Origin of the sequence: Gulbenkiania mobilis, assembly GCA_004346645.1 — a bacterium.
Taxonomy (GTDB): Bacteria; Pseudomonadota; Gammaproteobacteria; order Burkholderiales; family Chromobacteriaceae; genus Gulbenkiania; species Gulbenkiania mobilis.
In genome coordinates, this window is the sequence record SMDA01000004.1 from 85783 (window position 1) to 111643 (window position 25861).

The 25861-nt window shown below is 65.4% G+C and carries 27 protein-coding genes; 11 read left to right on the top strand and 16 right to left on the bottom strand.

The window, feature by feature from the left end; all coding sequences use genetic code 11:
- Positions 1-16: 16 nt before the first annotated feature.
- From EV669_RS07255 to cysG, 6 genes are all read right to left on the bottom strand, one after another.
- A complete protein-coding gene (locus EV669_RS07255; protein ID WP_235445704.1) occupies positions 17-1138 on the bottom strand; it encodes a glycosyltransferase family 4 protein in 1122 nt (373 codons plus the stop codon).
- Positions 1138-2226, bottom strand: a complete 1089-nt coding sequence (gene rfaQ, locus EV669_RS07260; protein ID WP_054286913.1) for a putative lipopolysaccharide heptosyltransferase III — start codon at positions 2224-2226, stop codon at positions 1138-1140. The genes EV669_RS07255 and rfaQ overlap by 1 nt, the downstream gene beginning before the upstream one ends.
- 16 nt (positions 2227-2242) lie before the next feature.
- Positions 2243-3982 carry a phosphoenolpyruvate--protein phosphotransferase gene (gene ptsP, locus EV669_RS07265; RefSeq protein ID WP_132098270.1) on the bottom strand — a complete coding sequence of 580 codons (1740 nt, stop codon included), beginning with the start codon at positions 3980-3982 and terminating at the stop codon, positions 2243-2245.
- 42 nt (positions 3983-4024) lie between these two features.
- On the bottom strand, positions 4025-4294 hold the full coding sequence (locus EV669_RS07270; RefSeq protein ID WP_132098271.1) for an HPr family phosphocarrier protein: 270 nt from the start codon (positions 4292-4294) through the stop codon (positions 4025-4027).
- Complete coding sequence (locus tag EV669_RS07275; RefSeq protein ID WP_054286892.1) at positions 4287-4691, bottom strand: PTS sugar transporter subunit IIA; 405 nt, start codon at positions 4689-4691, stop codon at positions 4287-4289. Before EV669_RS07275 ends, EV669_RS07270 begins: the two co-directional genes overlap by 8 nt.
- Before the next feature lie 74 nt (positions 4692-4765).
- Positions 4766-6160: a siroheme synthase CysG gene (cysG, locus tag EV669_RS07280; RefSeq protein ID WP_132098272.1), complete on the bottom strand. Its 1395-nt coding sequence runs from the start codon at positions 6158-6160 to the stop codon at positions 4766-4768.
- A 162-nt stretch (positions 6161-6322) separates the two neighbouring features.
- On the opposite strand from cysG, the gene EV669_RS07285 reads away from it, so the two are divergent.
- Both EV669_RS07285 and EV669_RS07290 read left to right on the top strand, forming a co-directional pair.
- Positions 6323-8473 (top strand): sensor domain-containing diguanylate cyclase, encoded by a 2151-nt coding sequence (locus tag EV669_RS07285; RefSeq protein ID WP_165922720.1) that lies wholly within the window; start codon positions 6323-6325, stop codon positions 8471-8473.
- A gap of 33 nt (positions 8474-8506) precedes the next feature.
- Positions 8507-9358, top strand: coding sequence for a DUF3025 domain-containing protein (locus tag EV669_RS07290; RefSeq protein WP_318271360.1), 852 nt, complete (start codon positions 8507-8509; stop codon positions 9356-9358).
- On the opposite strand, the gene EV669_RS07295 is transcribed toward EV669_RS07290, so the two are convergent.
- Positions 9271-10473, bottom strand: coding sequence for a YihY family inner membrane protein (locus EV669_RS07295; protein WP_054286888.1), 1203 nt, complete (start codon positions 10471-10473; stop codon positions 9271-9273). The two genes, EV669_RS07290 and EV669_RS07295, sit on opposite strands and share 88 nt — an antisense overlap.
- A 94-nt stretch (positions 10474-10567) precedes the next feature.
- Here EV669_RS07295 and wrbA point away from each other — a divergent pair, with 94 nt between their 5' ends.
- Positions 10568-11170, top strand: a complete 603-nt coding sequence (gene wrbA / locus EV669_RS07300; RefSeq protein ID WP_054286887.1) for an NAD(P)H:quinone oxidoreductase — start codon at positions 10568-10570, stop codon at positions 11168-11170.
- Between the two features lie 148 nt (positions 11171-11318).
- Here wrbA and EV669_RS07305 read toward each other — a convergent pair whose 3' ends face one another.
- From EV669_RS07305 to metX, 3 genes are all read right to left on the bottom strand, one after another.
- Entirely contained in the window at positions 11319-12596 is a 1278-nt protein-coding gene (locus EV669_RS07305; protein WP_055433293.1) for an AmpG family muropeptide MFS transporter, read from the bottom strand.
- 63 nt (positions 12597-12659) lie between these two features.
- A complete protein-coding gene (gene metW / locus EV669_RS07310; RefSeq protein WP_054286885.1) occupies positions 12660-13277 on the bottom strand; it encodes a methionine biosynthesis protein MetW in 618 nt (205 codons plus the stop codon).
- Positions 13274-14416, bottom strand: a complete 1143-nt coding sequence (gene metX, locus EV669_RS07315) for a homoserine O-succinyltransferase MetX (protein WP_132098274.1) — start codon at positions 14414-14416, stop codon at positions 13274-13276. The genes metW and metX overlap by 4 nt, the downstream gene beginning before the upstream one ends.
- A gap of 162 nt (positions 14417-14578) precedes the next feature.
- Here metX and EV669_RS07320 point away from each other — a divergent pair, with 162 nt between their 5' ends.
- The 3 genes from EV669_RS07320 (at position 14579) to EV669_RS07330 (ending at position 16376) form a co-directional block, all read left to right on the top strand.
- Complete coding sequence (locus EV669_RS07320; RefSeq protein WP_055433295.1) at positions 14579-14758, top strand: protein MIGRI; 180 nt, start codon at positions 14579-14581, stop codon at positions 14756-14758.
- Between the two features lie 80 nt (positions 14759-14838).
- Positions 14839-15750, top strand: a complete 912-nt coding sequence (gene msrP, locus EV669_RS07325; RefSeq protein WP_132098275.1) for a protein-methionine-sulfoxide reductase catalytic subunit MsrP — start codon at positions 14839-14841, stop codon at positions 15748-15750.
- Positions 15750-16376: a protein-methionine-sulfoxide reductase heme-binding subunit MsrQ gene (locus EV669_RS07330; RefSeq protein WP_082446340.1), complete on the top strand. Its 627-nt coding sequence runs from the start codon at positions 15750-15752 to the stop codon at positions 16374-16376. Before msrP ends, EV669_RS07330 begins: the two co-directional genes overlap by 1 nt.
- 70 nt (positions 16377-16446) lie before the next feature.
- On the opposite strand, the gene EV669_RS07335 is transcribed toward EV669_RS07330, so the two are convergent.
- Complete coding sequence (locus EV669_RS07335) at positions 16447-16875, bottom strand: Hsp20/alpha crystallin family protein (RefSeq protein ID WP_055433297.1); 429 nt, start codon at positions 16873-16875, stop codon at positions 16447-16449.
- Positions 16876-17063: 188 nt separating this feature from the next.
- Here EV669_RS07335 and ybaK point away from each other — a divergent pair, with 188 nt between their 5' ends.
- Positions 17064-17546, top strand: a complete 483-nt coding sequence (gene ybaK / locus EV669_RS07340) for a Cys-tRNA(Pro) deacylase (RefSeq protein ID WP_132098276.1) — start codon at positions 17064-17066, stop codon at positions 17544-17546.
- A gap of 78 nt (positions 17547-17624) precedes the next feature.
- On the opposite strand, the gene EV669_RS07345 is transcribed toward ybaK, so the two are convergent.
- From EV669_RS07345 to EV669_RS07365, 5 genes are all read right to left on the bottom strand, one after another.
- Positions 17625-18998 carry a 4Fe-4S binding protein gene (locus EV669_RS07345; protein ID WP_132098277.1) on the bottom strand — a complete coding sequence of 458 codons (1374 nt, stop codon included), beginning with the start codon at positions 18996-18998 and terminating at the stop codon, positions 17625-17627.
- Positions 18995-19813: an FTR1 family iron permease gene (locus EV669_RS07350; protein WP_054286720.1), complete on the bottom strand. Its 819-nt coding sequence runs from the start codon at positions 19811-19813 to the stop codon at positions 18995-18997. Before EV669_RS07350 ends, EV669_RS07345 begins: the two co-directional genes overlap by 4 nt.
- Before the next feature lie 12 nt (positions 19814-19825).
- On the bottom strand, positions 19826-20149 hold the full coding sequence (locus EV669_RS07355) for a cupredoxin domain-containing protein (RefSeq protein WP_054286719.1): 324 nt from the start codon (positions 20147-20149) through the stop codon (positions 19826-19828).
- 96 nt (positions 20150-20245) lie between these two features.
- Positions 20246-20782, bottom strand: coding sequence for an iron transporter (locus tag EV669_RS07360; RefSeq protein WP_054286718.1), 537 nt, complete (start codon positions 20780-20782; stop codon positions 20246-20248).
- A gap of 115 nt (positions 20783-20897) precedes the next feature.
- The gene (locus EV669_RS07365; RefSeq protein WP_132098278.1) at positions 20898-22100 is read right to left on the bottom strand and encodes a multidrug effflux MFS transporter; all 1203 of its coding nucleotides are present in this window, start codon (positions 22098-22100) and stop codon (positions 20898-20900) included.
- 146 nt (positions 22101-22246) lie between these two features.
- Between EV669_RS07365 and arsC the strand changes: the two genes are divergently transcribed.
- The 4 genes from arsC (at position 22247) to EV669_RS07385 (ending at position 25852) form a co-directional block, all read left to right on the top strand.
- Positions 22247-22612 (top strand): arsenate reductase (glutaredoxin), encoded by a 366-nt coding sequence (gene arsC, locus EV669_RS07370; protein ID WP_132098409.1) that lies wholly within the window; start codon positions 22247-22249, stop codon positions 22610-22612.
- Between the two features lie 44 nt (positions 22613-22656).
- The gene (gene mprA / locus EV669_RS07375; protein WP_054286717.1) at positions 22657-23151 is read left to right on the top strand and encodes a transcriptional repressor MprA; all 495 of its coding nucleotides are present in this window, start codon (positions 22657-22659) and stop codon (positions 23149-23151) included.
- A gap of 111 nt (positions 23152-23262) precedes the next feature.
- Positions 23263-24705 carry an efflux transporter outer membrane subunit gene (locus tag EV669_RS07380; RefSeq protein WP_318271363.1) on the top strand — a complete coding sequence of 481 codons (1443 nt, stop codon included), beginning with the start codon at positions 23263-23265 and terminating at the stop codon, positions 24703-24705.
- Position 24706: 1 nt separating this feature from the next.
- Positions 24707-25852: an efflux RND transporter periplasmic adaptor subunit gene (locus tag EV669_RS07385; protein WP_132098279.1), complete on the top strand. Its 1146-nt coding sequence runs from the start codon at positions 24707-24709 to the stop codon at positions 25850-25852.
- Positions 25853-25861: the final 9 nt, after the last annotated feature.

Sequence of the window (25861 nt, forward strand, 5' to 3'; positions counted from 1 at the left end):
AGGCGGTTTGCCACGGCTACAAGAGGGTACGGTAACAGTCCAGCAACGCCTCGGCCATGGCCTCCAGCGTCAATGGTTCGGCGGTGGCGCGGGCCGCTTCGGCCAACCTTGGCCAATCGGCACGGCTTTGGCTCCACCGCGCCACCTGTGTGCCCAGCTTCGTCACGTCCAAGGCATCGCAGATCCAGCCGTTTTCGTCGTCCCGGATCAGCTCGGCCGCACCGCACTGCACGGTGGTAAAGACGGGCAGGCCGCAGGCAAGCGCCTCCACGCACACATTGGGGAAAGGGTCGTACAGCGTGGGCAGGATAAAGGCATCGGCCATGCCGTAGAAGGGCCGCACATCCTTCTGCGCCCCAGCAAAGCGCACGCGTCCCGCCACACCCAGGCTTTCGGCCAACCCCTGATAGCGGCCCGCATGCTTGTCATGGCCGACCACGACCAGCCAGGCCTGTGGTGCGGCCACCAGCGCCTGCAGGGCTCGCGCCACGCCCTTGCGTTCGAAACCGGAGCCCACGTATACCAGGAGCGCGGCCTCTTCTGGCACCCTCAGGGCTTGCCGCTGCGCCTGACGATGCAGGGCACGCAGGCTCGGATGGAAACGCACGGTATCCACCCCGTTGTAGATCACCACGCTCTTGTGTGCGGGCAGGCCGAAGTACTGCTCCAGCTCGGTCTGCACCATGCGCGAATTGCAGATCACCCGTTTGAGGTTCGGATGCAGGAACATTCGCCGCTCGGCCCACTGCACATAAGCATGGTAAGGGTTGAGTGCCAGCGCCCAGCGCCCGGCCGCCGTGAGCGTGCGGCGGCGCAGCGCCAGCCAGTGCCGGTGCACCCCGTCACCCGCGCGATAGACATGGCACCCGGGAATGCGTTCGTGCGACTGCACCAGATCGAACCCTGCCCTTTCCCAAAGGCGCCGGGCGGCCAGGGCAAAGCCCCAGTCACGCCACACATTACCCAGATAGAAGGGGTCGGCCTTCAGTGCCCGGATGCCTTCGAGCGTCTCCCACCGGCGGGCGATCAGGCTCACCTCCACCGAGCCGGTAGCCGACAGGGCGGTGAGCGCCCGGCTGACAAAGCGTTCCGCGCCGCCGGCCGGGTTGTACTTTTGCCGCACGATGGCCAGCCGCATCACGCCTCCTCTCCGTCCGGCCACAGCGCCTCGCAGGCGGCCAGCACCGCTTCGGGCACGATGGTGTCGATGCACTCGCTGCGCTTGCCCCCGCCACAGCCATCCTTGCCGCATGGCCGACAGCTGAAGGGCTGGGTGAGGATGCGATGCGGCACTTGCCACGGCCCCCACTCCACCTCGCCCGAAGGTCCGAAGAGCGCCACGGTCGGCACGCCGGTGGCTGCCGCCAGATGCATCGGCACCGAGTCCATGCCCACGAACAGGCGAGCCGAGGCAATGGCAGCCCCCAGCTCCTTCAGGCTGAGCTGTCCGGCCAGGCTGACGACCGGGCGGGCCAGGCGGGCGAGGATGCCTTCCACGCATTGCATCTCCTCGGCCGACGGCGCAGCGGTCAGCACTACCGGAATGCCGCGAGCGGTGAGCAGATCGATGAAAGCGGCCATCCGTTCGGTCGGCCAGGTCTTGAACATCCAGCGCGAGGTGGGATGTACGAGCAGGTAGCCACCCGGCCAGACGCCCTGGGCCTGCAACAGCCCCTCCACCCGGCTGCGGGCTGCGGCATCGGCCACGAAGACCAGGCGCCGTTCCTGTGGCAAGGGCTGCAGGCCCAGCCGACGCAAGGCGTCCAGATGGGTCTCTACCGTGTGGCGACGGTTTCCGCCCACCACGGCATAGCGATGCGTGAAGCTGCGCGCGAAAAACTTGCCGAAGGGGCCAGCAGGCGCCACGGCCCAGCGCGGACGCAACCAGCGGGTCAGCCAGGCACCGCGTTTATGGTTGGTCAGATGGATGACCAGATCGTACTGTCGGGCACGCAGTGCGCGCAGCACGGCCCACTCCGCCCGCAGCTGACCGACCGGGCCCAGCGCCTTCCAGCGCCGGTCGATGGTGAACAGGCGGTCAAGCGCCGGATGGTCCGACAGCATCTCGCGCGTATCGTGGTAGACGAGCGCATCCACCTCGATACCGGGCACATGGTTTTTCAGGACCGTCAGCACCGGCGAGGTCAGCAGCACATCGCCGTGATGGCGCAGCTTGATGACCAACACACGGCGCACGGCGGAAAAGTCGATGGCGTCCTTGAGCATGAAGAAAAAAGCCGGGTCAGGTACCCGGCAGTGCATTCAGTTGGTTCAGCAGGTCGGCAATTCTATCAGGGTCTTCGGTGCGCAGCATGCGCGCCGCCAGCGGGCTGACCTCGTCCAGATGCGTAGCCAGCACCTGCTGCTTGACCGCCAGGATATTGGCCGGGTGCATGGAAAAGCGCCGCAGGCCAATGCCGAGCAGCATGCGGGTCAGCTTCGGGTCCCCCGCCATCTCGCCACACACCGAGACGGGGATGTTGGCCTTGTTAGCGGTCTTGATCGTGTGGCCGATGAGCTTGAGGACCGCCGGATGCACGGGATCGTACAGATGGCTGACCGCGTCGTCGTTGCGGTCGATCGCCAGGGTGTACTGGATCAAATCGTTGGTGCCGATCGACAGAAAGTCGACATGCCGCACGAAGCTGCCCACCACCAGCGCCGCCGAGGGAATCTCAATCATGGCGCCCACCTCCACCTTGGGGGCCATCGGCACGTTCTCCGCAGCAAGCTCCTCGCGCGCCAGTGCAAGCTGGGCCAGTGACTGGCGCAGTTCGGGCAGGCAGTTGACCATGGGGAACAGGATGCGGATCTGACCATAGGCCGAGGCACGCAGCAATGCCCGCAATTGGGCACGGAACATCAACGGTTCGGCCAGGCACAGCCGGATACCGGTGAGGCCCAAGGCCGGATTGTCGGCCACGCCATGGTTGAGCCATTTGGGATTCTTGTCCGCCCCCAGATCCATGGTGCGCACCGTCACCGGCTGTCCCTTCAGGGCCTCGGCCACCGTGCGGTAGGCTTCGAACTGCTCGTCCTCCGAAGGCAAGGTGTCGCGCCCCAAGAACAGGAACTCGCTACGGAAAAGTCCCACGCCCATCGCCCCCGAGCGCTTCACATCCTCGACATCCTTGGGCAGCTCGATGTTGGCCACCAGCTCGATCGGCGTGCCGTCGCGTGTCTTGGCCACCCCCTTGCGCAGCGAGGACAGCTTGCGCCGCGCATCCCGCCATGCCCGCTGGCGGCGGCGGTACTCGCTCAGCACGGTTTCCTCGGGGTTGATGATCACCACCCCCTGCTGACCGTCGACGATCACCATTTCGTCCTGGCGCATCAGCTCGCGCGCATGATGCAGGGCGATGACCGAAGGCATGTCTAGACTACGGCCGAGGATGGCGGTGTGGCTGGTGGCGCCGCCCACGTCGGTGACGAAGGCAGCGAAGTTGGAATCTTTGAAATAGACCATGTCGGCCGGGGACAGGTCGTGCGCCACCAGGATCACGTCCTCGAGCAGACTGGTCACGGGCGGCAGGTCGGACGCACTGCCGTCCAGGTTCTTGAACACCCGTTCCACCACCTGCAGGATGTCGTGCTTGCGCTCGCGCAGGTAGGTTTCCTCGATGGCATCGAACTGGGCCACCAGCGCATCGCACTGGGTCTTGAGAGCCCACTCGGCATTGCAGCGCTGGCTGGCGATGATGTCGCGCGGCTCGCGTGTCAGAGTAATGTCCGAGAGCAGCATGATGTGCAGCGAGAGGAAGGCGCCCAGCTCCGCCGGCGCGTTCTCGGGAATGCTGCCCCACAGCATTTCCAGCTCCTTGCGCGTGGCCCGAATCGCCTCGTCGAAGCGTGCGACCTCGGCCGGCACGTCCTCCTCGTCGATGCTGTAATGGACCACGTCCTCCATGCTGTGCAGCACCAGATGGGCCCGGCCGATGGCGATGCCGCCACCGATCGGCACGCCGTGCAGGATGATGCTCAACGCGCTGTTCCTCCCTCGTGGGCCGCTTCGCTGCGGCCTTGCTTATTCTGCTTCGTCGAAACGGTTGGCGATCAGTTCCACCAGGGCGGCCATCGCCTCTTCTTCGTCCGGCCCGTTCACTTCCAGTTCGATGGTGGCCCCCTTGCCGGCCGCCAGCATCATCACCCCCATGATGCTCTTGCCGTTGACCCGGCGTCCGTTGCGGGTGATCCAGATCTCGCTCTTGAAGCGGCTGGAGAGTTGCGTGAACTTGCTCGACGCACGAGCGTGCAGCCCGAGCTTGTTGATGATGTCTACCTGTCTGTTAAGCATGGTCCGTGGTTCCGGGAAGAATATAGAACACCCCTTCGAGGCCGCCGGTGATCGCCTTGCTGACCACCAGGTCCAACGTGTAGCTGCTGTAGCACAGCGCGCGCACCAGCATCGGCAGACTGGCTCCGGCCACGGCCTCCACGCGGCCGGCGTCGATCAGCCGACTGGCAATGTTGGACGGCGTGCCACCGTACATGTCGGTGAGCACCAGCACGCCGCTGCCGTCGTCCAGCCGGCCGACCAAGTCACGTGCCTCGGCCAGCTTGCAGTCGGGGTCCTCGTGTTTTTCGATGCCGAGCACGGCAAGGTTTTCGGGCTGTCGCCCCAGAATGTGTTGTGCGCCCTCGGCCAGGCTCTCTCCGAGCCGGCCGTGGGAAATGACGAGTACACCCACCATGGGAATTCGCTCTCTTACCGTCCGCAAGTCTAGACTGGCGCCCTGCCGCCTCTTCCGGGTGCGGCCGCGCCGATTCAGGCATCCTCGGCCGCCGGTCGATACCACGCCAGCTTTTCGGCCAACCCGACCACTTCCCCGACGATGATCAGGGCGGGTGATGCCACACCATGCCGCGCGATCAGTCCGGGCAGCGTGGCCAGCGTTCCGGTCACCGTGCGCTGGCGTTCGGTGGTGGCCCACTCTACCACTGCTGCAGGCGTTGTGGCGGGTTTGCCGTGGGTGACGAAGGCCTCACACAGTTCGGCGGCCATCGCCAGGCCCATGTACACCACCACCGTCTGCCCCGACCGGGTGAGTGCCGGCCAATCCAGGTCCAGCACGCCATCCTTGCGGTGGCCGGTGACGAATACCACCGATTGCGCATGGTCCCGGTGGGTGAGCGGGATACCAGCGTAGGCCGCCGCCCCACTGGCCGAAGTGATACCGGGCACCACTTCGAACGGGATGCGGTGCGCGGCCAGGGTCTCGATCTCCTCGCCGCCGCGCCCGAAAGTGAAGGGATCCCCCCCCTTGAGGCGCAGCACGCGCTTGCCTTCCTGCGCCAGCCGTACCATCAGGGCGTTGATGTCCTCCTGCGGCAGAGTGTGTTTCGCACGCGCCTTGCCCACGTCGATGCGTTCTGCATCACGCCGTACCAGTTCCAGAAGCTCGGGCGCCACCAACCGGTCATACAGCACCACATCCGACTGCTGCATCAGTCGCAGGGCACGGAAGGTGAGCAGATCGGGATTGCCGGGCCCGGCACCCACCAGGTACACCGCGCCCTCGGGCCGGTCGGAGGCACTGGCGAGCCGTTCCAGGAAGGCCGCCTCGGCACGCTGCTCGTTGCCGGCCATCACGTCTTCGGCCAACGGCCCCTCCAGCACCGATTCCCAGAACATCCGCCGCGCTTCCACCTCGGCAAACCGGGCCTTCACCACATCACGGAAGCGTGCCGCAAATCGGGCCAGGCGGCCGAACCCCGCGGGGATCAGGCTTTCCAGACGGGCACGCACCAGCCGTGCCAACACCGGTACACCGCCTCCGGTGGAGACGGCGATCACCAGGGGCGAGCGGTCGATGATAGCCGGCGTGATGTAGGTGGATAGCGCCGGATCGTCCACGACGTTGACCGGAATGCCGGCGGTCTGGGCTGCCTCCGAGACGGTGCGGTTGACCTCGCGCAGGTTGGTGGCGGCCACAACCAGACGTTGCCCGGACACCAACGCGTCCGCGAACGGCTGACACAGGTGGGCACAGGCCCCCTCCTCTACCAGCGCGGCCAGCTCGGGCACGACGTCGGGCGCCACCACGGTCAGGCGCGCCCCGGCGGCCAGCAGCAGCCTTACCTTGCGCAGCGCCACCTCACCGCCGCCCACCACCAGACAAGGCGCCCCGCGTAAATCAAGAAAAATCGGGAAATAATCCATGACAGCCCGTGTCCGCTACGATGCGGCAAGCATACTGGATTTGCCCGGCAAAAACGAAGCGCAAATCGGTCTAAGCTTAGAGAAGGAGCGGCCTCTGCCGGGCACACTGTGTGTCGGCAGATGACCGGATGCGTTCGATCCCTACCGTTACGGAGAGTCCCGTTGGGCCGACCTACGCCTTGCCTGCCTGCAGATCCACGCACGCCGCGCGCTGCCAGCCGTGGACAGGCCCCGTATCACCCGCGCCTGCCCGCGCGGCCGGCAGGCGCGCTGGTCCGCTTGGCCGAAGCGCTGCCCCTGCTGCTCTATGTGGTGGAAACCGACGGCCGGGTGCGCTTTTCTAGCCGTATGGCAAGGGCCCTGCATCCGCAAGGGCTGCCCGAGGTGGTAAAACGCTGGCTGGAGAACCCGCAGGCCTGCGGCGCTCCGCTGGAGACCGGCCCGATCCCACTGCCGATGGTATGGCAGCGCCTGCAGCCTGCAGGCCTCTCCTGCGCGCTGGTAGTGGCCCGGCCGGCCCCGCTGCTGTCTGCTGATGGCCTAGGGAGCCATCCGTGGCAGATCGCCCTGGAGACCGGGCGCTTCGGGTTTCTGGAGTTTGACGGCAGCACCCAACGGATTTGTGCCACGCCTCATACGCTGTCGCACCTGCTGGGCCTGCCTGTCACACAGTTGTCGCTGCCCTACGAGGCCTGGCTGGAGTGCCTGCACCCGGACGACCGTCCGCTGGTGGCACCGCTGCTGTCGGACCCGCAGGGCTGGCTGCAGGGTACCGCCAGCCTGGAGTACCGCGTACGCCATGCAAACGGGCACTGGGAGTGGGTGGAGCAGCGCAGCCTGCTGGTGGCCGCCACGCCTGAGGCCCCACGCATCCTGGGACTATGCCAGCTTGTCACCTCGCGCAAGTATGCCGAGATCGAGCTGATCCGGCGCGAGAAGCAGTTCCGCACCCTGGCCGAAAACACCAGCGACATCATCGCCCGTTACGACCTGAACCTGCGCTGCCTCTACATCAATCGTAGCGTGGCCCACTATCTGGCCTTGCGCCGCGAAGACCACCTGGGCAAACGGGCCGGGGAGAAGGGTTGGCCGAAGAAAGTGGCCGAGCGCTTCGAACAGGAGTGCCGAGCCCTGGTGGCCACTGGCCAACCCCGCCAGTATGAGCACGAAATCGAACTGAACGACCGCCGGTACGTCTTCGAGACACGTCTGTTTCCGGAGTACGACCGTAGCGGCATGCTTACCTCCATCCTGTCCATCGACCGCGAGGTCACCGAAACCCGCCTGGCACTGACGCTGCTGGCGGAGGAAAACCGAGTGATGGAAATGATCCCCGGCAACCAGTCGCTGGCCGAAACGCTGGAGCAGGTATGCCAGATGATCCGTTCGCAGTTGCCGCACAGCCGGGTGGCAGTGCTATTGGCAAACGAAGCCACACTGCAGCTGACCCTGATCGCCCAAGCGGGGCTCTCCACTGCCCTGGAAGGCGCGCTGCGCGTGCTGCCGCTGTCGACGGAGGATGGTGTAGGCGCTGCCGCGGCCAACCGGCAGACAGTGGTGGTCGAGGACGTGGCGGCCAGCCCGCTGTGGCAGGCCCGACAGACGTTGGCCGCAGCGGAGGGCGTGTGCTCCAGCTGGGCGGTGCCGGTCATGACGAGCGAGCGGGGCCTTCTGGGCGTGGTGGCACTCTTTCATGGCGAGCGGCTGACGCCGGGCGCCAGCGAAAACCGGCTGCTGTTCCGCTCCAACCACCTCTGCGCCATCGCCATCCAGCACGACCTGCAGCAGCGGCAGCTTTACGCGCTGGCTACGCTGGACGGCATGACCGGGCTGTTCAACCGGCGGCACTTCTTCGAGACCGCCGAGCGCGAGATCCAGCGGGTGCGGCGCAACGGCATGCCTGCCTGCGCCATGATGATGGACCTTGACCACTTCAAGGCGGTCAACGACAACTTCGGCCATGCCTGCGGCGACTTGGTGCTCCGCGCCTTTGCCGACGAATGCCGCCGCCAGCTGCGCGCTACCGACCTCATCGGCCGCCTGGGTGGCGAGGAGTTCGCGGTGCTACTGCCCGACACCGGGCTGGAGGCGGCGCGCGAGGTGGCTGAGCGGCTACGTCAGCGCGTGGAACGGCAACCGCTCTCCACCCCGCGGGGGCCACTGCATTACACCGTCAGCGCAGGGGTGAGCGCGCTGATGCCAGGGGACACCTCGCTGGAAACGCTGCTGCACCGTACCGATGGCCTGCTCTACGAAGCCAAGCGCCACGGACGCAATCAGGTAGTGGCCGACCCGCCACCCCGGCTCAGGTAGAATGGCACCCCTCCTTTCCTTTCAGACGCTGCCATGCTGCCCGACTGGCACACTGCCTATCTCGATCATCCGCTCTATGCGCTGCTGCGTCCCTTCGTTAGCCAGGCATTGCCGCCGACTTGGCCGGACCAGGCCGCCTACGACCGCCTGATGACAGTGGCCCGCGCCGCTGGCGTGGCCTTGCCGGACGGACTGCGCTTCGTGTGCGACCTGACGCCCGAGGCCTACTACGAGACGCACGTGGGGAAGACAGGCGAAGTGCCCACCCGCTACCGCAACTGGCATGACTGGTTCAATGCGCTGGCGTGGCTGGCCTGGCCGCGTGCCAAGGCCGCCCTGAACCGCAGGCACGTGCGCGCCATCGCCCGGGGCGAGGTACGGCGTGGACCGCTGCGCGATGCCGCCACCCTGCTGGATGAGTGCGGAGTGCTGGTGCCAGTGGGCGAGCGGGCGCTGGCCGAGGCCCTGACGGGCATGCAGTGGAAGACGCTGTTCATTGCCCACCGCTCGGCCTGGGGCACGGACATCGACGTGATGCCGATCGGCCATGCGCTGTGGGAGACAGGCTTGGCCCCCCACATCGGCTGGTGCGCCAAGGCCCTGCCCGTGGCGGTGCCGTCCGGCTTCTTCGGCCAACCCCTTCTGGCCCGGCTCGCCTGGCTGGACGACTGGCTGGCCCGCTCCTTGGAGGACGATACCTTCCTGCCACGGCCGCGCACGCTCTGCCCGCTACCCCTTCTGGGCATCCCCGGCTACTGGCCGGCCAACGAGGAGGCGACGTTCTATGACAATGCCGCTTACTTCCGCTCCACGCGGCGCGCGAATGCCTCCAGCGAGACGTCCAGCGTGTCCGTCATCGGCGAGAGCAGCCCTTCGAGCGCCTGACCGATCTCGTCGTCGCGTTCGGGCTCGGCACGGAATACGAACAGGCGGAACACATCCAGCAGGCGGATGGTGGACAGCTTGCGCATCAGCACCCAGCTGTCACGCGGGCCGCGTTGCACCCAGCCCTGCGCAGCCAGCTTGTCCAGCACCATGCCCAGCTCGTCGTACCCCACCTTCACCTGGCGACGCAGGTCACGCGGCGTCAGTGCCCAGCCGTTTTCCTGCGCCTTGTCGAGCAGCAGTAACACCTCCACCGCATCCAGGAAGCGGCGCCGCGGCTCAAGCCGGCGCTTCCAGGCAGCCCCCTCCCAGTACGACAGCGAGGCCGTCAGCACGGCGCCGGCCAGCACCACCAGCCACAGGCAGTACACCCACAGCAGGAAGATCGGCAGGCTGGCGAAGGCGCCGTACACCAGTTGGTAGGAAGCGATGCGGCCGATATAGACGGCAAAGCCGAACTTGGTGGCCTCCAGGAGTACAGCTGTCACCACCCCGCCCCACACCGCATCGCGCATCGGCACGAAGCGGTTGGGCACCACACGGTAGAGGAAAATGAGCGCCAGCGCCGTCAGCGCCACCGTGCCGGCGGTCTGCAACAGCCCGTTGAGCAGCGGCGACACCCGTTCGAAGTCGGTAACGCGGAACAACCAGCGCCAGGCCCACAGGCCGCCACCGAGAATGGCCGGACCGAAGGACAGCACCGACCAGTACACCATGCTCTGCTGCATCCAAGGTCGGGCCCGCCACACGCCCCAGATGCTGTTGAAGGTGCGCTCGATGGTGGCCATCAGCATCAGCGAGGTCACCCCCAGCATCAGGATACCCACCGCAGTGAGCTTCTCTGCATTGTCGGCAAACTGGCGCATGTAGACACTGATGACGCGCCCAGCAAACTGGGGCACCAGATTGGACAGGATCAGCAGCTTGATGCGGTTGCTGTATTCGGCAAACACCGGAAACGCCGACATCACCGTCAGCATGATCGTCATCAGTGGCACCAGCGCCAGCAGCGTGGTGAAGGTGAGACTGCCGGCCACCTGCATCACGCGCTGGGACACCATGCGCCGGACCAGGAAGCGGCCAAAGCCGAAGTAGTTGCTCAGTTTGCTCTGCATCGCTCTGCGGTCACGGGCCGCGCGGCCCGGCCCCGGGGTTCGAATTGGATTAAGATGATGCCATCCCCTTGCAGCAAACGATACCGGAGACATCATGCACGACATTCTGGTGCTCTATTACACCCAGCACGGCGCCACGCGCGAGCTGGCCCGACTGATCGCCCGCGGCATCGAAAGTGTGCCTGGCTGCCGCGCCCGGCTGCGCACCGTTCCCAGGGTTTCGACCGTGTGCGAGCGCACCGAGCCGCCCGTACCGGACAGCGGGGCCCCCTATGTGGAAAAGGCCGACCTCGCCGAATGCATCGGCCTGGCGCTGGGCAGCCCCACCCGCTTCGGCAATATGGCGGCGCCGGTGAAGTACTTCCTGGATACCACCAGTCCCGAATGGATGCAGGGCGTGCTGGTGGGCAAGCCGGCATGCGTGTTCACCAGCAGTAGTACCCAGCACGGCGGACAGGAGTCCACGCTGCTGACGATGATGGTGCCGCTTCTGCATCATGGGATGGTGCTGCTGGGGTTGCCGTATGCCGAGGCGGCCCTCTCCAGCACGCAAAGCGGCGGCACTCCGTACGGGGTCAGCCATGTGGCTGGCGTTCAGAGCGACCGGCCGATCTCGGAAGAGGAAAAGACACTGGCGATCGCCCAAGGGCGCAGGTTGGCCGAAACCGCGCTGCGCCTGTTGCGGCCGGCGGTGTAAGGCGATTGCCCGGCCCCTCGGTAGCGAGGAGGACCGGGTCTTGGCGCCAAGCCTAACCCGGCCGGCACCGGAGGGTGCCCCATAGCCAGAGAGAATGCCCGCCTATCCTCGCCGGACGGAGCCCCTTCGGCCAACCCTGAAGCCAGCCTCAGCGCGACAGGGGTGCGTCTTCGCGCCCCCAGGGCGCCACTTTCAGCAGCAGCAGCATCCCCGGCAGCGCCAGCACGGTACACAGCAGGAAGAACGGCATCCAGCCCACTGCGTCCACCAGGTAGCCGGTACCGGCGTTGGCCAAGGTGCGCGGCACAGCCGACAGGCTGGTGAACAGTGCCAGCTGGGTAGCGGTATAGGCCGGATGCGTGGTCCGGGCAATATAGGCCACGAACGCGGCCGTGCCCAGCCCCACCCCCAGCGCCTCGAAACCGATGACCAGCGCCAGACTGGCCAGTGCCCCGGGCCCCACCACGGGGAAAGGCCCTACCGCCGCCAGCCAGGCGAACCCCAGAATGGACACCACCTGCACCACCCCGAACACCCACAGCGCCCGGTTGATCCCCAGCTTCAGCATCCACACCCCCCCGAGCAGACCACCGATCACTGCCGGCCACAGGCCGGCATGCTTGGCCACCAGCCCGATCTGTGACTTGCTGAAGCCCATGTCCATATAGAAGGGCGTGGCCAGCGCAGTGGCCATGCTGTCGCCCAACTTGTAGAGAAAGATGAATGCCAGGATCAGGAGGGCGGTGCGCACGCCCTGCCGGCTGATGAATTCATGGAAGGGCTCCACCACCGCTTCGCGCAGGGTACGCGGCGCAGCCGCAATCAGCGCGGGCTCGCGCACCATCAGCGTCATCAACACCCCCGGCAGCATGAATAGCGCGGTCAGGAAAAACACCGTCGGCCACGGAAGATGATCGGCCAAGATCAACGACAGCGACCCCGGCACCAGGCCGGCCAGACGGTAGGCATTGATGTGCAGCGTATTGCCCAGCCCGAGTTCGCGGTCGGAGAGGATCTCGCGCCGAAAGGCATCGAGCACGATGTCCTGGCTGGCAGAAAAGAAAGCCACCGCCAGCGCCAGCCCGGCGATCGACCACAGGTTCTGCTGCGGGGTGAAGCTGCCGAAGGCGGCCACGGTGGCCATCAGCCCCAGCTGGCTGATCAGCATCCAGCCACGCCGTCGCCCGAGGAAGGGTGGCACGTAGCGGTCCATGGCCGGCGACCAGAGGAACTTCCAGGTATATGGCAGCCCGATCAGCGCGAAGAGGCCGATGGCCTTGAGGTCCACGCCTTCGCTGCGCAGCCAGGCAGGAACCAGGTTGATGAGGGTGTATAGCGGCAGCCCAGAGGCAAAGCCGGTGAAGACACAGATGAGCATGGTGCGCGACAGAATGTCGCGTCGCCAGTCGGTAGCCGATGCGGTCATGAAAGCGGACGGGGTTGGCCGAAGGATGCGGGGGGCCATTGTGCCCCCCGCACGCCTGCCGGTTCAAGCCTTGGCTCTGCCCGGCGCGCGGGTCACCCGGTAAAAAGCCAGACTGCCCAGAAGATTGGGCAGCCAGTGCACCCGCCGCCCCTGGTCCATCACCACCCGTTCGGCCACCCGCACGCCATTCTTGGCGCACAGGTTCTCGAAATCGCCGAGCATGCACCAATGGATGTTGGGGGTGTTATACCACTCGAAGGGGATGGTCTCGGACACCGGCATGTGGCCTTTCAGGATCTGCAGCCGGTTCTGCCAGTAACCGAAATTGGGGAAGGTGACGATCGCCTCGCGCCCCACGCGCAGCATCTCGTTGAGAATCTCCTCGGTGTGGCGCATCGCCTGGATCGTCTGCGAGAGGATGACATGGTCGAAGGTGGCATCACCGAAGTCGGCCAGACCGGTTTCCAGGTCGCCTTGGATCGCGTCCACGCCGGCCGCGACGCAGGCCACGATGTTGGCCACCTCCAAGTCCACGCCATAACCCTTCACCTGCTTGTGCGTCTTCAGCCAGGCCAGCAGCTCGCCCTGGCCACAGCCCAGGTCCAGCACCCGGCTGCCAGGGGTGATCCAGTCGGCGATCAGCTGCAGGTCGGGCCGTAAGGCGGTATTGGGGGCACTCATGCGTTCACCTCCTCTGCCACGCGCGCAAGATAGGTGCGCATCAGGTCCACATAGGGCGGATCGGTCATCAGGAAGGCGTCGTGGCCATGGACGGATTCGATCTCTCCGTAGACCACATGCCGGTCGGCCGCGATCAGCGCCTTAACGAGCTCGCGCGAGCGTTCGGGCGAGAAGCGCCAATCACTGGTGAAGCTGGCCACCAGGAAGTTGGCCGTGGCGCGCTGCAAGGCAGCCACCAGGTCGCCGCCGTAATCCTTGGCCGGGTCGAAGTAGTCCAGCGCCTTGGTCATCAGCAGATAGGTATTGGCGTCGAAGTAGTCGGAAAACTTGTCGCCCTGATAGCGCAGGTAGCTCTCGATCTCGAACTCGACGTCGTAGCCGAACTTGTACTCGCCCGAGCGCAACATGCGGCCGAATTTCTCGCCCATGCCGTCGTCGGAGAGATAGGTGATGTGGCCCAGCATGCGTGCCAGCCGCAGCCCGCGCCGGGGCACCATGCCCTGTGCGTAGAAGTCGCCGCCGTGAAAGTCCGGGTCGGTCAGGATCGCCTGGCGGGCTACGTCGTTGAAGGCGATGTTCTGCGCCGAGAGTCTGGGCGCGGATGCGATCACCAGAGCGTGTGCCACCCGCTGAGGATGGTTGATCGCCCATTGCAGCGCCTGCATCCCGCCCAGGCTGCCGCCGATCACGGCGGCCCAGCGGTCGATGCCCAGTCGATCGGCCAGCCTGGCCTGTGCCGTCACCCAGTCCGGTACGGTGACCACCGGAAAGGACGAGCCCCACGGCACTCCGGTGGTGGGGTTGATGCTGGACGGGCCGGTAGAGCCGTGGCAGCCCCCCAGGTTGTTGACCCCCACCACAAAAAAGCGGCGGGTATCGATCGGCTTGCCCGGGCCGACCATGTTGTCCCACCAGCCGGCGACCTTGTCGTCCTCTCGGTAACGGCCGGCCACATGGTGATGGCCGGACAGTGCATGGCAGATGAGGATGGCATTGCGGCCATCCGGGTTGAGCGTGCCGTAGGTTTCGTACACCAGCGTGTACGCAGGCAGCTGTGATCCGCTCGCCAAGTCGAGCGGGGTCTCGAAGTCCGCGTGCTCGGCGCGGACCAGGCCGACGGAGGTATCGTTCGTGGACATGCTCAAAGTTGCCTCTTGAACTGTGCCGGCTGCAACCGGCGCTTTTTTTGTCGTGTCGGCATCAAGGCTTCTGGCTTCGCCGTCGATTATGCCGGATCGCCTTGCGCCGCGCCTACCCCGCCCCCGATAATCGCCCCACCCGCCACCGCCCGCCCGGATGCCATGCTCGGCCGTCTCTTCAAGCTGTTCGTCCTGTCCTTTCTCGCCTATCTGGTGGTCAGCCGGCTTTTCAGCCGCGGCCATCGCAAGACGCTGCGCGAGGTGTTCGAAGCCGTGGCCATCGGGCTGCTGGTCAGCTCGGTGGTGTTCGTCGGCTTCTACCTTGCTGGTCAGCGGCTGTAGCGGAACCAACATCCGCCCCCGGCAGTCGTATCGCGCAGCTGCGCCCCTTCGACCGGGCATGCCCACAAGAAAGAACGCCGATGCTGATCAAACGTCCGGACGACCTCCCGTCCTCCGAAATCACCCCAGAGGCCGTGTATCTCGACCGCCGCCGCTTCTTGGCCACCGGTGCGGTCGGGCTACTGCTGTCGGCGGATGCCCTGGCTGCGCTCTCGGGACGCAAGAGCGCCTTGTCCACCGGCGAAGCCCCAAACAGGCTCGACGAGATCAGCCGCTACAACAACTTCTACGAGTTCGGTACCAGCAAGGACGACCCGGCCCGTCATGCGACAGCACTCAAGACACACCCGTGGACGGTAACGGTGGAGGGCGAGGTGGAAAAGCCACGCATCTTCGACATCGATGCGCTGCTGCGCCGGCCGCTGGAGGAGCGCATCTACCGTCTGCGCTGTGTCGAGGGCTGGAGCATGGTCATTCCCTGGATGGGCTTCCCGCTGGCCACCCTGTTGCGCGAGGTGGTCCCCACTTCGCGGGCGAAGTATGTGGCGTTCGAAACCGCGCTGCGCCCGGCCGAGATGCCGGGGGTTGGCCGAAAGGTGCTCGACTGGCCCTACCGCGAAGGGCTGCGCATCGACGAGGCGATGCACCCGCTGACCCTGCTGGCTGTGGGCCTGTACGGCAATGTGCTGCCCAAACAGAACGGTGCGCCCATCCGCCTCGTGGTGCCTTGGAAGTACGGCTTCAAGAGCATCAAGTCGATTGTGCGCATCCGCCTGGTGGAAAAGCAGCCGCCCACCAGTTGGAACCTCGCCGCACCGAGTGAGTATGGCTTCTACTCAAACGTGAACCCCGCCGTGGACCACCCGCGCTGGAGCCAGGCCAGCGAGCGACGCATCGGCGAATTCTTCAAGCGCAAGACCCTGCCGTTCAACGGCTATGCCGAGCAGGTGGCCCAGCTCTACCGTGGCATGGACCTGAAGAAGAACTTCTGATGCGCAGCCGTCGTCTGCGTGGGCTGCCTACCGCTGCCCCGGCGTTTCCGGATGTGATGAAGGCATTGCTGTTCGTGGCCGCATTGCTCCCGCTGGTGCGCGCCGGCTTTGTGGTGATAACAGGCCAGGCCGTCAACCCCGTGGAGTTCGTGACCCATGTGACGGGCACTTGGGCGCTGGTGGGGTTGATGGTCACGCTGGCGGTCAGCCCGCTCAGGTGGCTGACCGGCCGCGGCTGGCTGCTGCGCCTGCGCCGGATGCTCGGACTGTTTGCCTTCTTCTACGCCTGCTTGCACCTGCTGACTTATCTCTGGCTGGATCAGTTTTTCGACTGGACGGCCATCGGCCACGACATCCTCAAGCGCCCCTTCATCACACTGGGCATGGCGGCCTTCGTACTCCTGGTGCCGCTGGCGGTTACCTCCACCGACGCCTGGATGCGCCGGCTCAAGCACAGCTGGGGGCGGCTGCACCGGCTGGTCTATCCGGCGTCGGTGCTGGCGGTAGTGCATTACTGCTGGCTGGTGAAGCGCGACCTCACCGTACCGCTGATCTACGCCGGCGTACTGGCACTGCTCCTAGGGCTGCGCCTGCTGCGGCGCTATCGCGAACGCACGGTGTGCTGAACGGCGAGCTTGGCCGAAGCGGATGCAAAAAAGCCCGTCACAGACGGGCTTTGCGTAGCAGACCGATGCACTACTCGATGGTGAGCTTGCGGGCGCTGGAGGCGGTTTTCTTCGGCAGCGTCAGCTCCAGCACGCCATCCCGGTAGCGGGCCGTGGCGCGGGCTTCGTCAACCTCCACCGGAAGCTGGAAGAGGCGGGCCACCTGACCGTAGTAGCGCTCGGACCGCAACACCTTCTCGCCATCCTTCTGCTCGCTGGCTTTCTTCACCTCGGCGGATATGGAAACACGGTTGCCGTCGATATCCACATGCAGGTCTTCCTTGTTCACCCCCGGCACCTCGGCGTGCACCGTGTAGGCCTCGCCGGTTTCCTTCACATCGATACGGATGGCACCGGCCATGTCGTTGCCGTTGTCCGTAGAGAAGGGCCGCACGAAGAAGCCCTTGAACATGTCATCGAACAGCGGTTCGAGTCGGTTGCGACGGGTCAGTTCGTTCATGGAAATACTCCTTCCGACATAGAACGGATCGGGGTTTTGGCGCCCCTCTGCTTTCCTATTTAGTGGCCGGCTCGCTTGTTATCAAGCGCGTTCGCGTCAGGTGTTTGACGCAGGGCAAACCTGCCGCGCGGGGCTTTACAGCTTGCGGGCACCGTTCTAACGTTGACCTTTTTCGCCATCCCGTTGCCATGTCCAAGGAAAAGATCCCGGTCACCCAGGCCATCCGCCAGTTGCGCGAGCACGGTGTGGCCTTCAGCGAGCACCTTTACAAATACGAAGAGCGCGGCGGCACCCGCGTGTCGGCGCGCGAACTGGGCGTGGACGAACACGCCGTGATCAAGACACTGATCATGGAAGATGAGCAGCACCACCCACTGATCGTGCTGATGCACGGTGACCGCGAAGTGGGCACAGGCATGCTGGCCCGGCAGATCGGTGTGAAGAAGGTCAGCCCCTGCGAGCCCAAGACGGCCGACCGGCACAGCGGTTATCAGGTGGGCGGCACCAGCCCCTTCGGCACCCGCCATCCGATGCCGGTATACATGCAGGCCTCCATCGCGACGCTGCCGCGCATCTACATCAACGGTGGCCGGCGCGGCTTTCTGGTGGGCATGGACCCGGCCGACCTGATGCGCGTGCTGACCCCCACGCTGGTGGAAGTAGCGGCCTGACTTCGGCCAACCGGGCCCATTGATGAAAAACGCCCCGGTTGCTGCGGGGCGTTTTCACGTGCACATACAGGAAGGCGGTCACCACCACCAGAACATATAGCCCCAGGCGGCATCCACCCATGCCAGCGCAGCGACGAACGCCAGCATGGCCAGTACCCAGCGCAGGCCCCGCGTCCAGCGCGCAACGATGCGTCCTGCCAGCCACAGCGACCACAGGTTGGCCGAACCGAGCAGTACGAGCCGTGCATCGTTCACCCAGTGCACCGGCACACCTTCGGCCTTGACCAGGGTGACGGTCAGGGCCGACAGCCCGAGAAACACGCCACATCCGGCCAGCGGGATCAGCCCCTGCGCCAGATGATGGAAGCGGCGGCGCTGCCAGCCCCCGGCCACGGCCACAGCGCCGGCCAACAGCAGCGACAGTACGCTACCCATCACCAGCGCGGTGGCCAGGATGTAGCCGATCAGCAGGCTGCCGTCCAGCCAGGAGAAGACATCATTCAGTTCGGGATAATGGGTGAACAGCCACCACGGCGCATCGGTGTCCAACGGCCACAGGATGTCGCGTTCGATCAGCCACTCGGCTACCGTCTGCTTCAGGGCGACGAACCACGGGCTGACGCTCCAGTGAAAGGCGCCAATGGCCACCCCCAGCAGGCCGAACAGGATCAGCAGCGTCTGCCATCCATCGGCTTCGCGCTCTGCCACTTCCACCACCTCGTGCGACGGCGAACGTAGGCTGAGCGTCACTGCGTCGCGGTGACTGCTGCAGCGGCCGCACATGTGACAGCCACTGCCGCCCTTCATGCTGCGGATCGGCTGCAGGGGTGCGCAGTCCACTGCCTGGATGCGGATCACCTGCCGCTTGTCCAGCGAGGCGCGCCAAGCGGCCTCCTCCACGCGGTAATGCATCGGGGCCAGCTTGGACAGCAGACCGAACACGCCGTTGACCGGACACAGATAACGACACCAAGCCCGCTTGCCACGGGTGTAAACCACCCCCACGGCCACTGCGGCCACAGTGGAACCTCCCAGTACCAGCAGCGCTGCCTTCGGATACTGGTAGACGCTGACCATCTGGCCGTAGATCGTGGTCAGCGCAAAGGCGACGAAAGGCCATCCACCCCAACGCATCCAGCGTGGAATCGTCCGGCCCATGCCCTTGCGCGCAGCCCATTCGGACAGGGCGCCTTCCGGACAGAGCACGCCACACCACAGCCGGCCGAACAGCACCATGCTCAGCAGCACGAAGGGCCACCAGATGCCCCAGAAGACGAACTGGGCGAACACCGTCAGGTTATCGAGCATGCGTGCGCTATCCGGCGGCAGCGGCATCACCGCCGGCACGATCAGCAGGAAGGCGTACACCAGCACCACCACCCACTGCAGGCGGCGAATCCAGTGGCCGTTGTCGCGCAGCCAGTCGCCCGACCGCGCCAGAAGGGTGTTCATCTCTGCGTCCCGCGGTTGCGCCAGGCCATCATCGCCCCCACCGCCAGCCAGAAACCGCCATAGGCAATCAGGCTGGTCAGGGCCGGATGCGCTCGGTAGCCGGTCAGCGAGGCCACCACGCCACCGGTTGGACTCATATCATCCAGCAGGCCGGAGCTGTCCCACACCGGATCCACCAGCGCCGGCAGCACGTCCATCGAGATCAGCTTTTCCACCCCGCTGATGAAGAGCGCGGCAGCCAACAGCAGCAGCAGGATTTCAGTCAGGCGGAAGAACAGGCGCCATGAGAGGACGCGCCCGCCCAGCTGCAGCAGGTAGAAGGTGCCCAGCGCCAGCACGAAGCCGGCCAGAGCGGCCGTGGCCATCGATACCAGCGTGCTGCCATCGGCACTGGCCAGCATGCCGTAAAGGAACACCACGGTTTCGCTGCCTTCACGCGCCACGGCGATGGCGGTCAGGATCAGTACTCCCCACCAGTTCGCCCGAGCCGCGTGTTCGGCCAACCCGCTCTCCAGATCGCGCTTGAGCGTGCGCCCGTGCTCACGCATCCACAGCACCATGTGCACGATCAGCGCCGAGGCGGTGAACACCAGTACTGTCTGGAAGATCTCCTGACCGTTCTCGAAGGCGCTGCTGACAGCGAACAGCCCGAAGGCCAGGGCCGCTGCCATCGCCAGCCCCACGCCCACGCCGCCCCACAGCCAGCGCTTGCCGGCGGCGCCTTCAGGATTCTTGTTGAGCCAGGCGTAAAGGATGCCGATTACCAGCATCGCTTCCACGCTCTCGCGCCAGACGATGAAAAGTACCTGCCCCATCTTCCGTCTCCCTTACTTGGCCACGATCACGCCTTGGGCGGTGGCCATGTGGAATTCGTCGAAAAACTTGTATTCACCCGGCGATAGGGGGTTGATCACCACAAAGGACTCTGCCCCCGGTGCCAGCACCTTCTCCTTACGCAGCTGGGTGCTTTCGAACTCCACCGGTGTCTTGCCGCTGTTGATCACTTCGATCTTGAACTTCTTGCCCGCCGGCACCATCAGCCGCGCCGGGTTCAATTTGCCGTCCTTCAGCTCCAGCCTTACGGTCGGAAGGTCTTCGGCCAAGGCCGGGGCAGCCGCCAGGGCCGCTGCCAAAATCCACCAGGTTCGCATGGATACTCGCTCCGAAAAGGAAAACAGCGCCCGCTTACGATGAACGGACGCTGTCGGATTCTAACGCATGAGAATGTTTACGGTTTACATTCTCTTTTAGTAGCCGCCCTTCTTGCCGATGCCGGCGTAGGCGAACTCGTAGTTGAGGTCGAACGGCTTGAACCAAGGACCAACACCGGTTTCCTTGTCGGTATGGCGGCCGAAATGCGCATGGGCGTTCATGGAAGGCGGCTGGATGGTGAGCTTGAGCTTGTACTTGCCCGGGCCCATCAGCTTGATGTTGTCGCCGTAATGCGGGCCGTCGGAGGCCACCATCGGCATGAAGTCACCCTTGATCGTCTGGGTGGAGCCGGCCTTGCTCAGCTCGTACTTGATCACCAGATAGGGCATCCAGTCGCCTTCGGCAAAGCCGTTCGGATTGTTCTTGGCGGCGTGAATGTCGGCCTCGAGGTGGATGTCGGACTCTTCTGCCTTGCGCATCATACCGTCCGGCTCCATCTTCACCGGCTGCAGATAGACTGCGGCCACTTCCATGCCGTTCTTGATCTGCGGTTTGCCGATCGGATACTCGGCAGCAAGTGCAAGGGAGGCCGTGCCGGCCAGGAGGGCGGCGAGCAACAGGGTTTTCTTCATCGGGCTTTTCCTTGGAAACGGGCGGATAGCAGCAGCGAGGAACCTGATTATATGATAATTACTCGCATTTGCAATAGCCTTGCCCTGCCCGTTTCCTTTTTGCCACAGCCCCGCATCAGCCAGCACGGCGGATACGGGCACGGTAGGCGCTCCGAAAGCAGAAGCCCAGCGCGAGGAACAGCGTCATGCCCAGCGCCAGCGTCAACGGACTGTCCCACAGCAGCGGGGAAACCACGCCTGCCACCACGCTGCCCAGCAGCGTCTGCGTGAAACCCTGCAACGAGGACACCGTGCCGCGCAGCGAAGGAAACTGGTCCATCAGGTTGAGCGTGATCGAGGGCGCCGCCAGCGACATGCCAGTGGTGTACAACGCCAGCGGCAGAACGCTCCAGGGCAGTGAAGGGGCGAAAAAGCTGCTGTGGATCAGGTTGAAAGCGGCGGCCAGGCCCATCAGCGCATAGGCCATGGTAACAATCTCGCGCGGGCTGCGCCGGCCGGCCATCCGGCCCGACAGATAAGCGCCCAGCATGATGCCGGACACCGCGGGGCCGAACATCCACAGGAACTCGCTGGGCCCCAGATGCAGGTGCTCCATCAGAAACACCGGCGCCGCCGGAATGTACAGGAAGAAGCCGGCGAAGTTGAAGGCCACCGCCAGGGACAGCAACTGGAACTCCCGCTTTCGACCAACCGTCACATAGTTGGACAGAAGGGCACCGAAGGCCAGCGGCTGCCGAGCGCTTGCAGGCAGCGTCTCCGGCAAGGCGACGAGCGCGAACACAAACAGCGACAGCCCAACCAGCCCCATGAACACGAAGATCGAGTGCCAGCCGAAGGCACCGAACAGCCAGCCCCCCACCACCGGCGCGATGGCCGGCGACACCGAGAACAGCATCGTCACCTGAGACATCAGTCGCTGCGCTTCAGCCCCTTCAAGCCGGTCGCGAATGATCGCCCGTCCCACTACCAGCCCGGCACCGCCACACAGCCCCTGCAGCCCGCGGAAGAACAGCAGGGCTGGCAGGCTGTTGGACAGGGCACAGCCCACCGAGGCCAGCCCGAACAGCAGCGTGGTGGCCAGCACCACACGGCGGCGGCCGATGGCATCCGAGATCGCTCCATGCCACAGCATCATGAAGGCGTAGCACAGGAGATAGACGGTAAGGGCCTGCTGGATTTCCAGAGGCCCCACCTCCAGCGAACGGCCGATAGCCGGCATTGCGGGCAGGAAGGTATCGATCGAGAAAGGACCGATGGTGGCCAGTGCGGCCAGAAGGAAGGCAAGCCTGCCGTGGGAAACAGGCGCTGATTTCGACATGGACATATTCCGGTAAACAGTTTGAAGCCCGGTCCGAAGACCGAAAAGTCGTTCGCCCGTCGGGCGGAGTTTGACGCACAATGCAGCAAGAACATCGCCTGTCTGGCAAGACAGGCGGATACAACGACACCAAGGAGGCTTGCCCGATGATCCGTCTTTACCACAATCCCCGCTGCTCGAAGTCCCGTCAGGCCCTGGCCTTGCTGGAGGAGGCCGGTGCCGAGGTGGAGGTGGTCGAATATCTGCGCACCCCACCCACGGCCGACGAGCTGGACCGGCTGCTGACCCTTCTTGATCTGGATGCCCGCGCCTTGCTGCGCACCAAGGAAGAAGAGTATGCCAGCCTGCACCTAGACGACGTGCCCCTGGAGCGGCGTCACCTGATCGAAGCGATGATCCAGCATCCGAGGCTGCTCGAGCGACCGATTGCCGTGTGTGGTGACCGAGCCGTGGTGGGCCGCCCACCAGAGCGGGTGCTGAGCCTGCTCGAAGGCAGGCCGGCACAGGGATGATTTGTTACTTGATAAATAATAACATATGTTACTAAAATAGCGCCATGACCAGATCCTTCACCCAGCTTGAACAGGCCATGGAGCGGGTCGAGACCTTGGCTCCGGGCGTGCCGCGCCAGGAAGTGATCCTGACCCGGCTCTACTACCACATCATGCCCCGTCTTTCTGGATATCTGAACGACATCCTGAAAGAGCACGGTGTCAACGAAACGGTATGGATGGCGTTGCTTACCCTGTACGCCTGTCCCAACCAAACGCTCAACCCATCCGATATCAGCGATACGCTGGATTCGTCGCGCACCAACGCCACGCGCATCTCCGACGAGCTGGTGCGGCACGGCTGGGCGGCGCGGGTGCCCTGCTGCGACGACCGCCGCAAGATCCGGCTGGACCTGACAGAAGAGGGCGTGCGCTTTATCGAGAGCGTGCTGCCGGTGTCCAGGGCAGCCCACCGCGACCTATGGAGCGCCTTCAGCACCGAGGAAAAAACGCAGCTAGAAACGCTGCTGCGCAAGCTGCTGACCCGCCTGGGCGGCTGACCCTTGAGCGTACCCTGCCGGCACGGCCTCTTGCCTGCCGGCTTTTATATGCGGATATAATCACCTGGGTGATTATTACATCGTGCAGTACTTGACCGAAGGTTTTGACTGATGCTTAAAGATGCCTTCCCTTCCGGCGCGGTGCCGCGCTGGCTGGCCGTGCTCGTGGCGGCCGCACTTGTGGCCGGCTGCGCCAGCCCGGGCGCCCACCGGGCACCGCCGGCCACGGTGGACCCGGCCACCCTGGGCCTGACGGATCAGGCCGGCTATGCCCCCGCAGCAGGCTGGTGGAAAGCGGCGGCCGACCCGGTACTCGACCGACTGATCGACACCGCCCTGGCGCAATCGCCCTCGCTGCGGGTGCTCGATGCAAGGTTGGCCGAAGCCCGTGCGCAAGCCGGGCTCGCCGAAAGCCGGCTGGGTCCGCAGGTGGATGCCACTGCCAGCGTGGACCGTGAGCGCTACTCGCTCTACGGGCTGACGCCTCCCCCGTTGGCCGGCAACTACGCCACCCTGTACCGCACGGCCCTGAATGCCAGCTGGGACCTTGATCTGTGGGGCCGCCGACGGGCCGAACTACAGGCAGCGCTTGGCGCCACGCAGGCACAGTCCCTGGAAAATGCCCAGGCCAGACTGAAGCTGGTACAGGCTGTCATGGCCCAGTACACCGCGTTGCAGCGGCAGGTGGCGCTGCGCGAGACGCTGCTGAACCGCCAGCGCCTGGCAGGCGAACGTGTGGCCTTGCTGGCCGCGCAGGCCCGCGCGGGCGTCACCAGCCCGAGCGAACGGCGGCCGGCCGAAATGCGAGCGGCCCAGCTGGGACAGCAGATCGCGGCCAACGACAGCGACATCGCACGCAGCCGGCATGCGCTGGCCGCGCTGACGGGCCAGCCGCCTGCGGCGCTGGCGGCACTGAAGCCGCTGCCGATGAGCGTGCCGCCTACCGTGAGCGAAGCACGCCTGAGTACTGCCCTGCTGGGTCAGCGCCCCGACATCATGGCCTTGCGCGCCCGCGCCGAAGCCGGGCGGCTGCGGGTCAAGGCCGCCCGAGCCGCCTTCTATCCCGATCTGAAGCTGAGTGCCTTCATCGGCCTGTCGGCCCAGGACATCGGCGACTTGCTCAAGCGCGATGCCAGCATCCTGGGCGTGCTGCCAGCCATCACCCTGCCGATCTTCAACAGCGGGGCACTGCGCTCCCAGCTGTCGCAGGAGGAAGCACGCTACGCCCAGGCCATTGAAAACTACAACCAGACCGTCTACGACGCGCTGCGCGACACCGCCGATGCCCTCTCCACCCTGCGCCTGAGTGCGGACCAGCTGCGCGAAGCCAATGCTGCCCAGGCCGCCGCTGCGCGCAGCGCCGATGCCGCAAGGCAACGCCAGCGGGCCGGGCTGACCAACGGCTTTGCCGTACTGGACGCCGCCGACCTGCGCGAGCAGGGCGCAGCCCAGGTGGCCGACGCACTGGCCGCACGCCGACTGGCCTGGATCCAACTGAACACGCAACTGGGCGGAGGCGTACCGCTTTCGGCCAACCTTGAGGAACGCTCCTGACATGACGCAGAAAACCCCTTCTTCCCGCCGGCGCCGCTCGCTGCTGACTGCTACCGCCGTTTTTGCCGTGGCCGCACTGGGCTACGGTGTGTACTGGGCCACTGTGCTGCGCCATCAGGAAAGCACCGAGGACGCTTATGTCGCTGGACATCTGGTGCAGATCACCCCGGAAGTGGCGGGCACCGTCACCCAGGTGACCGCCGAGGATACGATGCAGGTGAAGGCCGGCCAGCTGCTGGTGGCACTGGACGCCAACGATGCGCGGCTCGCGTTCGACCGGGCCGGACACGAACTGACCCAGGCCATCCGTGAAGCCCGCCAACTGACCACACAGACGCGTCAGCTGGGGGCGGTGGTGGCCCAGCGCCAGGCCGAACTGAACCGTGCCGAGGACGACCTGCGCCGTCGCCAGTCGCTTGCCGGTACCGAGGCTGTGTCGGCTGAAGAACTGGCCCACGCCCGCGATGCCGTGACAGCGGCGCGTGCGGCGCTGGCCGCAGCCCAGGAGCAGCAGGCGGCCAACCGGGCCCTGACCGGCCAGGACGACCTCGCACGTTTGCCCTCGGTCTCGCGCGCGATCACTCGCTACAAGGAGGCTTGGCTGACGCTGGCGCGCACCGAAATCCGCGCCCCGGTCAACGGTACCGTCGCCCGCCGCAATGTGCAGGTGGGCCAACGCGTGGCGGCCGGCACACCCATGATGACGGTGGTGCCGCTCGACAGTGTGTGGGTGGATGCCAACTTCAAGGAAAGCCAGCTGCGCCGCCTGCGCGTGGGGCAGCCGGTGAAGCTGGAAGCGGACGTCTATGGGAGCGATGTGGAATACACCGGACGCATCGCCGGCTTTGCTGCCGGAACCGGCAGCGCCTTCTCGCTGCTGCCGGCGCAGAACGCCACCGGCAACTGGATCAAGGTGGTGCAGCGTGTGCCAGTACGTATCGTGCTGGATCGCAACGACGCCCTGAAGGCCCATCCTTTGCAGGTGGGTCTGTCGATGCATGCCGTAGTCGATACCGGTGCCGAAGCAAAACCGGCCACCATGCCCGCCCTCTCCGCAGCGGCCCGCACCACCCCGGACCTCAAGGCAGCCGATGCGGAAGTGGCACGCATCCTGGCAGCGCAGGGGGTGCAGCCCCATGCGCAGTAACCCCGAGGA